This window comes from Streptococcus pseudopneumoniae, assembly GCF_001072375.1.
GTDB lineage: Bacteria > Bacillota > Bacilli > Lactobacillales > Streptococcaceae > Streptococcus > Streptococcus pseudopneumoniae_L.
In genome coordinates this window covers 1-9741 of sequence record NZ_JVKV01000017.1, presented here as the reverse complement: position 1 = coordinate 9741, position 9741 = coordinate 1, and the positions used below count along the sequence as shown (strand labels likewise).

Annotated in this window: 14 protein-coding genes; all 14 read right to left on the bottom strand. The window is 37.4% G+C overall.

Going from position 1 to position 9741, the window contains the following annotated elements; genetic code table 11:
* Window positions 1–109: 109 nt before the first annotated feature.
* Window positions 110–877: an inositol monophosphatase family protein gene (locus tag ADH31_RS01220; RefSeq protein WP_049508436.1), complete on the bottom strand. Its 768-nt coding sequence runs from the start codon at window positions 875–877 to the stop codon at window positions 110–112.
* The gene (locus tag ADH31_RS01215; RefSeq protein WP_045763367.1) at window positions 867–1145 is read right to left on the bottom strand and encodes a UPF0223 family protein; all 279 of its coding nucleotides are present in this window, start codon (window positions 1143–1145) and stop codon (window positions 867–869) included. Before ADH31_RS01215 ends, ADH31_RS01220 begins: the two co-directional genes overlap by 11 nt.
* Window positions 1146–1547: a Spx/MgsR family RNA polymerase-binding regulatory protein gene (locus ADH31_RS01210; protein ID WP_000631256.1), complete on the bottom strand. Its 402-nt coding sequence runs from the start codon at window positions 1545–1547 to the stop codon at window positions 1146–1148.
* A gap of 209 nt (window positions 1548–1756) precedes the next feature.
* On the bottom strand, window positions 1757–2380 hold the full coding sequence (locus tag ADH31_RS01205) for a TIGR01906 family membrane protein (protein ID WP_049508433.1): 624 nt from the start codon (window positions 2378–2380) through the stop codon (window positions 1757–1759).
* Window positions 2370–3143 carry a TIGR01457 family HAD-type hydrolase gene (locus ADH31_RS01200; protein ID WP_049508431.1) on the bottom strand — a complete coding sequence of 258 codons (774 nt, stop codon included), beginning with the start codon at window positions 3141–3143 and terminating at the stop codon, window positions 2370–2372. Before ADH31_RS01200 ends, ADH31_RS01205 begins: the two co-directional genes overlap by 11 nt.
* A 10-nt stretch (window positions 3144–3153) precedes the next feature.
* Window positions 3154–3891, bottom strand: coding sequence for an acyl-[acyl-carrier-protein] thioesterase (locus ADH31_RS01195; RefSeq protein WP_049508428.1), 738 nt, complete (start codon window positions 3889–3891; stop codon window positions 3154–3156).
* A 4-nt stretch (window positions 3892–3895) separates the two neighbouring features.
* Window positions 3896–5026, bottom strand: coding sequence for a radical SAM family heme chaperone HemW (hemW, locus tag ADH31_RS01190; protein ID WP_049508426.1), 1131 nt, complete (start codon window positions 5024–5026; stop codon window positions 3896–3898).
* A gap of 86 nt (window positions 5027–5112) precedes the next feature.
* Window positions 5113–5508 (bottom strand): YtxH domain-containing protein, encoded by a 396-nt coding sequence (locus ADH31_RS01185; RefSeq protein ID WP_049508424.1) that lies wholly within the window; start codon window positions 5506–5508, stop codon window positions 5113–5115.
* Window positions 5509–5523: 15 nt separating this feature from the next.
* Window positions 5524–5907, bottom strand: a complete 384-nt coding sequence (locus ADH31_RS01180) for a DUF948 domain-containing protein (RefSeq protein WP_000895021.1) — start codon at window positions 5905–5907, stop codon at window positions 5524–5526.
* A gap of 1 nt (window position 5908) precedes the next feature.
* Window positions 5909–6697 carry a prolipoprotein diacylglyceryl transferase gene (gene lgt / locus ADH31_RS01175; protein ID WP_049504378.1) on the bottom strand — a complete coding sequence of 263 codons (789 nt, stop codon included), beginning with the start codon at window positions 6695–6697 and terminating at the stop codon, window positions 5909–5911.
* On the bottom strand, window positions 6690–7625 hold the full coding sequence (hprK, locus tag ADH31_RS01170) for an HPr(Ser) kinase/phosphatase (RefSeq protein ID WP_049504380.1): 936 nt from the start codon (window positions 7623–7625) through the stop codon (window positions 6690–6692). The genes lgt and hprK overlap by 8 nt, the downstream gene beginning before the upstream one ends.
* 187 nt (window positions 7626–7812) lie before the next feature.
* A complete protein-coding gene (rpsU, locus tag ADH31_RS01165; protein ID WP_000048054.1) occupies window positions 7813–7989 on the bottom strand; it encodes a 30S ribosomal protein S21 in 177 nt (58 codons plus the stop codon).
* A 603-nt stretch (window positions 7990–8592) separates the two neighbouring features.
* Window positions 8593–9300 (bottom strand): glucosamine-6-phosphate deaminase, encoded by a 708-nt coding sequence (locus tag ADH31_RS01160; RefSeq protein ID WP_049508421.1) that lies wholly within the window; start codon window positions 9298–9300, stop codon window positions 8593–8595.
* A gap of 217 nt (window positions 9301–9517) precedes the next feature.
* A partial coding sequence (locus tag ADH31_RS01155; protein WP_049508419.1) for an LPXTG cell wall anchor domain-containing protein occupies window positions 9518–9741 on the bottom strand: 224 nt, incomplete at its 5' end.

Genomic DNA, 9741 nt, shown 5'->3' with positions numbered 1-9741 from the left:
GAAAGGCGGAAACTGCCTCATCATCAAAAGAGGCAAGAAAAGCTCTTGCCTCATCTCCCAATATTGCTTCATATTTTTTTACAAATCCTTCTGGAAATTGCATGTAAGTTTATTTCCTTTCATAGATATAGGATTGGATTTCTGCCAACTTGTCTGTTGGAACCATCATGATTGGTTGTCGTGTCTGAAAATCCACCGGTTCTCCATTTAAGGTTACAATCTGATAACCTAAACTTTTTCCAATGATACCAGCTGCAGCATAGTCCCAAGGTTGGAGATAGGTGATATAGGTCAATAGCTGACCAGATAATATTTTTGAAAAACTAATAGCCGCACTTCCATATATTCGTACACCAAGTGAAGCATTAGCCAATTCTGCGACACCCCAGGCGTTTGTTTCCAACATGCCAGCATTACTCGCAATTAGAAAATCTCGCAAGGGCTTATCTTTAAAACTAGGCAAGGGTTCTTCATTGAGACAGGCCCGAAAAGCACCTCCTCCATGATAACAATGACCTTTCATAACATCATAAATGATCCCAAACTGACCCACACCATTCTCAAAATAAGCTACCATAATGGCAAAATCATCACCTTGGGCGACAAAGTTGTTGGTACCATCAATGGGATCAATGACCCAAACAGATCCATGTCCAACTGAAGCACGTAAACATCCCTCTTCTGCACAAAATTGGTCATCCGGAAAATGCGAACGAATCTTATCAATCAAAAAATTCTGAACTTCCTTGTCCAAACGAGTCACCAAGTCTGTAGGGGATGATTTTCTCTCAATATGCAATTCTTCCTGCATGTGAGCTAGAATATAGTCTCCTGCTTCCTTGACAATCTCTTTAGCAAACACAAATTTATTTTCCAAGCGAAATCTTCCCTTCCCCTTGTTCTTTGGCCAATTGGACAGCTCGATAGAAGGAGTAACCACTCGCAGTTTCAAATTCACGGCCCAAGCGTTTCTCTTCACTCTTGCTTGGAACAACCGCTTTGAATCCCTTGTAGGAATCTAGTAGTTTCTTTGCTTCTACCTTAGTCTCATAGGCTGCTTCAACATCATTAAAAAAAGAAAGCACTGAAGCAAGTTCTTCAGTGCTCCACGACAAATCTAGTGGGTAACTATACTGTTTATTCATCTAATTAATACCAGCTCTCAATGTAGCTTCTTTCAGTTCTTGTTTACGGTAACTACGAGGGAGAAAAGCACGAATCTCATCTTCATTAAAACCGATTTGCATCCGCTTGGCATCAATAATAATCGGACGACGCAAAAGACTTGGATACTGCTCAATTAAATGAAGCAACTCCGATACTGAGATACTCTCTACATCAATATTCAATTTTTGAAAAATCTTTGAACGAGTCGAGATGATGTCATCAGTACCATTTTCGGTCAAGGAAAGAATGTGTTGCAGTTCTTTTCTCGTTAAAGGGCTGGTCATAATATTATGCTCTTGGAAGGGCACTTTATGCTTCTCAAGCCAGGCCTTTGCTTTACGACATGATGTACAACTCGGTGATAAAAATAGTGTAATCATGCTTTCCTCTTCTTTACATACTTTTCTATTTCTATTATACAAAAAAATAAAGCGCTTGACTAGTTATTTCCGTAAAAAAACCTACTTTTTCAAGAAAAATAGGTTTTTGGGAATCACATATGAATGTTTTGCTTAAATATAGAAATATTCATGTTATAAACGATAGTTTTTCCTACATTTTATTTGGAATCAGTAATACTTTTCTTCACTTATCTATTTGTTTTTCGACTCTGAAGGTACATAAATCCAAAAATCAATTCATACAAGCAGAAAAATAGAAGAAAGGCATGGAGGAAAAAGTCCTCTGGTAGGATAAGAATGACTGGATCCTTTGCCGGATCAAATAGCCAGGTATCATCACCTACAAAAAGAATTTGATGAAACAAAGTAAAGAACTGCTCAAATCCGATGAAGACACCAACTAACCCAAGTACCAAAGGTAGCGAGAGCATGATTAAGAGACCTCTACGGTACAGAGATAGAAATCCTTTCTGAATGACCTGCTTCCAAAAAAGATAGAATATCGGTAAGGTAACTATCGCTACTCCTTGCGCTAGATGGAAGAGTCCCTTCACAACTGCAAAATGATGGATGCCAGAAGCTGATGAAGGAAAATCTGGCATTCCCAATGCTTGATTTAATGGATTGGTCAAATAATCCATCAAAACATTAAAATTATGCTGGATGGTCTGAGGTTGCAGATGAACACGATTTGTCAAGTTTAACCAAGAAATTTCCTGAGGATAGACCAACCAAGCTAGGTAAATGGTCAATAAAATAGCAACCGAGAGGAGAAAGAGAATACTTCCTACAAAAGTAAACTTAGTTTTCATCGAAATTCCACTCCGCTAGACTTGAAAGGACATGAGTTGGTGCAATTGGCAAGTCTGCTACTTCTTCAGGTTTTGTAAATCCTGTCGTTACCAAAAGACTAGGAATGCCATTGTCAATACCAGCTCGAATATCAGTCAGGTAGTTATCCCCTACCATGACAATTTCTTGGCGCTCAAGTCCTAGGTGTTCAACAGCCTTATCCATAATAATCGCATTAGGTTTTCCAATATAAACTGGTTTTACGCGAGTTGCTGCTTCTAGAAGAGTAATCAGTGAACCAGCACCAGGTAAAAGTCCACGTTCTGTTGGAATATTCAAATCTGGGTTGGTACCGATAAAATGAGCACCTTTATGGATAGCTAGGGTTGCCGTAGCAAATTTTTCATAGTCTACTTGCCAGTCCAAACCAACAACAACATAGGCTGGGTTTTCTTTATCTTCAACATAACCAGCTGCTTGAATGGCTTCCTTGAGCCCTGCTTCTCCGATGACATAGACTGTCTTTTCAAGTCCTAGGTCATTCATGTAATCAATAGTCGCTAAGGTTGCAGTATAAATGGTTGATACAGGCGTGTCAATGTTGAAGTGATTAGCCAACATCTCTTGGACACTCTCAGGTGTACGAGTAGTGTTATTTGTTACGAAAAGATAAGGAATCTCTCTTTTTTGTAACTCATGAACAAAAGCTTCTCCTGCTGGGATTCTATCTTTCCCCTTATAGATTGTTCCGTCTAAATCAATTAAATATCCTTTATAAGTCATATCTTTCTTTCTAATATTTGTTAATTTCTTGCCAAGTTATCTTTGCTTGAGCATTGATGTCGCCATCACTTGAGACTTGGTGATTGCTTTCTAGTTCATTCAATTCATAACTAGAAGTAATCATTCCGCCTGGTCGAACTTCCTTGACATATTTGAGGTTGATTTTTTTGGGAATATGGTTGGTAAGAAAATCGGCTCCCATGACCTCAAAAATCCAATCCAGATATTTGCTGTTATTGACGTGACCATTCATATCTAAGTCATAGAAACGAACATGGTAGTCCTTGCTTATTGCTTCTTCCAGCTCTGTATATTTTGGCCCACGGACCAGTTTCTTAGAAAACTCAGATTGGTAAGGGGCGACAATTTCTGGTACTACAGGATGAACCTTTCGACTCTCACGATCCATAAGGACAAAGGTAGCTACCATATGAATGATTTCTTGACCATCTTCATCATAAATAGTAAATCGGCGGTAACAAAAGAGACGATTATAGGTCAAAGCTTCTGTTTCAATGGTGATTTCCTCAGCAAAACGAGGCAAACGAACCACGTCAATATCATAATCTGTGATAATCCAGACCAGATTATACTGTTCTAAAACATCCTTATCACTCACTCCCAGTTCAATTGACTGCATCCCTGAGACCTGGAGGGACAACAAGATCACATCTGGTAGCTTGATATGGCCATTCATATCAGCCATATCAAAAGGAATTTTCATCTTCATTTGATAAGTTAAGCCCATAATTTTACTCCAATATAAATCGTTCTGCTACTGTATCACCTAAGAAGAGCCCTCTCTTAGTCATACGAACACAATCACCCTCAACCTGCATAAGACCTTGTTGAATCAATTCTCTAACAATATCTCCATAAAGTTCCTGGAAAGACCGTTCAAATTTTTCTTCAAAACGTGTCATAGAAACTCCTGACTTCTTACGAAGTCCAAGGAACATCTCTTCTTCCATTCGTTCTCTCTTACTCAAGTGTTCTTCATTTATGCGAGCATTCCCATCTTCTACTGCCTTTAAATAATGGCGGATCGGCCCATGGTTTTTATAGCGAACACCGTCTACATAGCCAGACGCACCAGCACCAATTCCATAATACTCAGCATTGTCCCAGTACATAAGATTGTGACGACTTTCAAAGCCTGGTTTAGAAAAGTTAGAAATCTCATAGTGCTCAAAGCCAGCTCTTTCTAGCTCTGCAATGATATACTCAAACATCTCTGCTTCTAATTCTTCCTTAGGAAGTGGTAATTTCCCTCGTCTCATACGATTCATAAAGACCGTATGATTTTCTAAAATTAAGCTATAGAGGCTCATATGAGGAATATCAAGAGCAATTGCCTTGGCAACATTGTCCTTAACTTGTTCCATAGTCTGACCAGGAAGTGCGTAAATTAAGTCAATGGAAATATTGTCAAAACCAGCTAGTTTAAGGCGATCGATATTTTCATAAATATCCTTTTCAGTATGACTACGCCCAATCTTTTTCAGCATTTTGTCATCAAAGGTCTGAACTCCTAAGGAGACACGATTGACTGCAGAATTTTGCAAGACTGCAATCTTATCAGCATCCAGGTCACCAGGATTAGCCTCAATGGTTAACTCTTCCAACATTGACAAGTCCAGGTTTTTAGTCAATCCATCTAACAAAGTTTCCAATTGAGAAGCAGACAAGGCTGTCGGTGTCCCACCACCAATATAGAGTGTACGCAATTTTTGAATATCATAAGAATGAAATTCTTGCAGTAGATGCTCTAGATAGCTGTCTACTGGCTGATTTTTAATAAAGACCTTTGAAAAGTCACAATAATAACAAATCTGTGTGCAAAACGGAATATGCACATAGGCTGATGTCGGTTTCTTCTGCATAGTATTTATTATACCACAAAGAGTTCACTCAAGAAAAAAATCACCATTCTTGATTTTCTAGAAAACCAAGAAATGGTGATTCTATGTTAATTTTCTTGAAGCTCAATGACAATTTCTTGGCCATTTTCTTTTTCTTCCACAACTACTTTCTCTTCCAGTTGTGATTTAAAATGATTCAAGGTTTCTTTTGAAGCTTCAGTCGCTTGTTGAGCATGATATTTTGCTTTATCAAGAACAGTGTCAAGAGTAATTTCCCCAGATTCAATCTGCTCTTTTGTTTTCAGAACAAATTCTTTGGTTTGTTCTTTGACATCCGTTAATTTTTCACAAACCTGCTCTTTAGCATACTCAGGATCTTCTTTTAGATCTTCTAAAAATTCTTGTGCTTGGCTTCTAACTTGTTTTCCTTTGTCACTTGTTAGAAACAAGGCAGCTGCAACACCTGAAACAGTTCCTAAAAGGATAGATGATAGTTTTCCCATTAGTCAACTCCTTTTTTATTTTTTAAAAAATTTACTTGCAACACGAATAGCAGACAAACCTGCACCAGTTTTTATAGTTTTTGATCCAGCAGATGAGGCCTTTTTACTCAAAACACGTGCTTGCTCATTTAGGTCAGAAACAGAAACAGAAAGGTCTGCAACAGCTGTAAAGAGGGGATCAATTGTAGCAACTTTGACATTGATATCATCAACAAGAACGTTGACCTTTGTAAGCAATTCATTTGTTTGATGAAGAGTTACATCTACATCTGATGTTAAAGTTTTAACAGTTTTTTCAGTTTCATCAATTACACGACCAACTTTTTGAAGAGTAATAATCAGATAAACTAAAAAGACAACCAAGGCAATCGCTACAATAATATAAGCCACTTCTAACATTTTAATTCTCCTTTTTTACATTATAAAATGGTGCTTTTTTCCGATTTTGATAAAAGATGATATAAATACCAAGGCCAATCAATAGGGCAGACAACCACTGGGATACTCGGAGTCCAAAGAACATGAGACTATCCGTACGCATGCCCTCAATAATCATACGTCCAAATCCGTACCAAATTAGATAAAAAGCAGTGATATGACCACGACGGATATTCTTTAATCGGCGTCTAAAAATGACAATCAAGGCAAAACCGATCAGATTCCAGATAGATTCGTATAAGAAGGTTGGTTGGCGGTAAGAGCCATCAATATACATCTGATTCTTAATAAAATCAGGTAAGTAATCAAGATTTTCAACGACTGCTCCATAAGCTTCTTGGTTAAAGAAGTTTCCCCAACGTCCTAGACTCTGAGCAATCATGACGCTCGGAGCTGCAATATCTAAGAAATCCCAAGTATTGATTAATTTGCGATCAGCAAAGATATAGAGAACAATCGCTCCAGTAATTAAACCACCATAAATCGCAAGCCCACCATTCCAAATAGCAAAAATCTCTCCTAGATGTTGGCTATAATAATCAAATCTAAAAATAACATAGTAGAGTCTAGCACCAATGATGGATAAAGGAAAAGCAATTAAGATAAAGTCCAAAATATCATCAGATAAAATCTTCTTTTTAGGCGCTTCTTTACTAGCAAGATATACCGCTAAAACAAGACCTGAAACAATGCAGAGTGCATACCATCTAACAGCTAAAGGACCAATTTGAAAAGCGATTGGATCAATCATCTTTCACCTCGTTCTTTGCAATCAGATTTGTCAATCTTTCTTCAAACAAGCGAGTAGCATCAAAGCCCATTTCCTTAGCACGATAATTCATCGCTGCCGCTTCGATAACTACAGAAATATTACGTCCTGTTTTTACAGGAATGCGGATACGTGGAATGGATACTCCAGAAATCTCCAATTCCTCAGCATTATTGCCTAGACGATCAAAAGTCTTTTGCGTGTCATAATTTTCAAGATAGACAGCTAACTGAACTTGTGAAGAATCCTTAACTGCACTGGCACCATAAAGACTCATCACATCTATAATACCAACACCACGAATCTCAAGTAAATGCTTCAAGATTTCAGCTGGTTCACCCCAGAGAGTCATTTCATCCTTAGCAAAGATATCTACACGGTCATCAGCCACCAAACGGTGTCCTCGTTTCACGAGTTCTAGACCTGTCTCACTCTTACCAATACCACTGTCGCCCTGGATTAACACACCCATACCATAGATATCCATCAAGACACCATGTACACTTTCACGCTCAGCCAAACGAGAATCTAGGTAACTTGATAATTCCCCAGACAGACGACTTGTTGCTGTACGACTCGTTAAAATAGCGATTTTACATTCTCTAGCAGCCTTTAGCATTTCCTCTGGAACTACTAAACCACGCGCAACAATAACTGCAGGTGTTTCCGGTTGGAACAATTTCTGCAAAATATGGTAGCGGTTATGAGAAGACATGCTAATCAGATAAGACCACTCTTTCATCCCCAGTAGTTGAATCCGCTCTGGGGTATAGTAATCAAAATAGCCTGTCATTTCGAGACCTGGACGACAAATATCGCCTGTATTGATTTCTTTTTCAAGTAATTCTGGCTCACCATAGACAATGTCTAATCTGAGCTTATCAATCACTTCTTTGACTAAAACCGACATAATTTTCTCCTTCAATCGAGTTCTCCCTACTATTATATCAAATTGTAGTAGGAAGTTTATGTTTTTAACAGTATTTGAGGTATTTATTTAAGAAAGTAACCTTTATAATTTTAACAATCAAAAGGGATTAAACAGACTCTTAGAAGTTAACAAAAAAAGACTAGACAAGTCTAGCCTTTCTTATTAATTAGAATTTTTTACGTTTACGAGCTGCTTCTGATTTACGTTTACGTTTTACAGAAGGTTTTTCATAGAATTCACGTTTGCGTGTTTCTTGAAGAGTACCAGCTTTAGTAACTGCACGTTTGAAACGACGAAGAGCATCGTCAAGAGATTCATTCTTACGTACTACTGTTTTAGACATTTTTTTCACTCCCTTCAAGTTCAAGATCTATTCTATTTTACACGGAATAAAGAAAATTGTCAAGAAAAAAATGAAATTCTCCCAAATCATTCCATTTGATTTTAAAAAAATTTCCCCCTTACACCTAACCTAGTTCTCCACTTATAAAATTCATTCCAGACTGCCAAATAATTTATTTATTTCACACTCAATGGAATCTAGATATTCCCCATAATCTGACGGTAAATCAGAAATGGTATACAGATCCTGACTATCAAAATGCCAGACAAGATGTTTAAGTATCTGCTCTTGAATAAAATGTAAATCCTTTAGTTGACCTAAACTGATAGCTTCTATCTTTGCTAAATACTGACAAAAAGCAGAAAGTGCAGAACAATCAAATTTATCTTCTTCATATCAATACCTATAACATTTCTTTTTCAAGAATTGATAATTCTCAAAAAATGAAGATTATATATTCTTCTTTTCAAGGGAAAATCTATCATACATCCTACTATTAGAACTATTGTACCACTTTCAGAAAAACTGTATTCATTTTTGAACATATCCAGATCAAAAAACCACCCAATCCATAGGATCGAATGGTCTTTAATGATAAAAATCTTATTTCTTTAACAAGCTGAGTGCTGCTGCATCTGCGATAATAGTCACATCTGGATGGTTTTGCAGACTGCTTGCTGGAAGACTTTCTGTCACAGGACCTTCAACAGTTCCAGCGATAGCTTCTGCTTTTGATTCCCCATAAGCAAAGAGAAGGATAGATTTAGCATCCAAAATATTTTTAATCCCCATTGAAATAGCTTGTGTTGGAACATCTTCAATCTTCTCAAAGAAGCGCGCGTTAGCTTCGATTGTAGACTGGTCAAGCTCTACAAGGTGAGTTTGGCTATCAAATGGTGTGCCTGGTTCGTTAAAGCCAATATGACCATTGCGACCAATTCCTAAGATTTGTAGGTCAACTGGATGGTCAGCAAGAATTTGGTTGTAGCGTTCTACTTCTGCTTCTGCATTATCCTTGACACCACGTGGCAAGAAACTTTCTTTAAATGGTTTCTTGTTAAATAGATTTTCTTGCATAAAGTAACGGTATGATTGAGGATTATCCCCATCAAGACCTACGTACTCATCCAAGTTTACACTTGTGAGATTTGAAAAATCAAGATCACTCTCAACGATTCGTTGGTAAAATTCCAGAGGGCTACTTCCTGTTGCAAGCCCTAATGTTTGTGCCCCGTTTTCCAATTTTTCTTTTAAGATATCAAAAGCAACTTTTCCACCTTCAATTGGATTTTCCACTTGAATAACTTTCATAATTTTGTCCTCCATATTCTTTATTTTATTATATGGTATAGACCAATTTTTGTCAAGTGAAAACGGTTTATTTTTATTGAAATTATAAATATACTAAACAAATCAATTAAGAGTTCTACCCTTAAGCAAAAAAAGAGAGGAGTTTGACGTCCTCTCTTAAATCTTATATCAGAAATACTTCCTGATTATATTTTAGAAAATGATTCTTTTTCTTATACTATTTTTTACGTTTGGCAACCAAACTCAATCCAACTAAACCAAGTGCTACTCCTAAAACGATTAAGACTGTAGTTTTCTGTTCACCTGTTTTCGGTAACTCATTAGTCTTTTTCTTTTCAGGCGTTGACGATGTTACTGGTGCTGGAGGTGTAACTGAACTTGGTGGTGTTACTGGACCTGGAGGCGTTACTGGACCTGGAGGTGTTACTGGACCTGGAGGTG

Bases quoted from the DNA above. Each gene is read 5' to 3' on its own strand.
- ADH31_RS01200 (WP_049508431.1), bottom strand. From the start codon at position 3,143: ATGACTTATAAAGGATATTTAATTGATTTAGACGGAACAATCTATAAG.
- rpsU (WP_000048054.1), bottom strand. From the start codon at position 7,989: ATGTCTAAAACAGTAGTACGTAAGAATGAATCTCTTGACGATGCTCTT.
- ADH31_RS01210 (WP_000631256.1), bottom strand. From the start codon at position 1,547: ATGATTACACTATTTTTATCACCGAGTTGTACATCATGTCGTAAAGCA.
- hemW (WP_049508426.1), bottom strand. From the start codon at position 5,026: ATGCAGAAGAAACCGACATCAGCCTATGTGCATATTCCGTTTTGCACA.
- ADH31_RS01180 (WP_000895021.1), bottom strand. From the start codon at position 5,907: ATGTTAGAAGTGGCTTATATTATTGTAGCGATTGCCTTGGTTGTCTTT.
- lgt (WP_049504378.1), bottom strand. From the start codon at position 6,697: ATGATTGATCCAATCGCTTTTCAAATTGGTCCTTTAGCTGTTAGATGG.
- ADH31_RS01160 (WP_049508421.1), bottom strand. From the start codon at position 9,300: ATGAAAGTTATTCAAGTGGAAAATCCAATTGAAGGTGGAAAAGTTGCT.
- ADH31_RS01185 (WP_049508424.1), bottom strand. From the start codon at position 5,508: ATGGGAAAACTATCATCTATCCTTTTAGGAACTGTTTCAGGTGTTGCA.
- ADH31_RS01205 (WP_049508433.1), bottom strand. From the start codon at position 2,380: ATGAAAACTAAGTTTACTTTTGTAGGAAGTATTCTCTTTCTCCTCTCG.
- hprK (WP_049504380.1), bottom strand. From the start codon at position 7,625: ATGTCGGTTTTAGTCAAAGAAGTGATTGATAAGCTCAGATTAGACATT.
- ADH31_RS01195 (WP_049508428.1), bottom strand. From the start codon at position 3,891: ATGGGCTTAACTTATCAAATGAAGATGAAAATTCCTTTTGATATGGCT.
- ADH31_RS01215 (WP_045763367.1), bottom strand. From the start codon at position 1,145: ATGAATAAACAGTATAGTTACCCACTAGATTTGTCGTGGAGCACTGAA.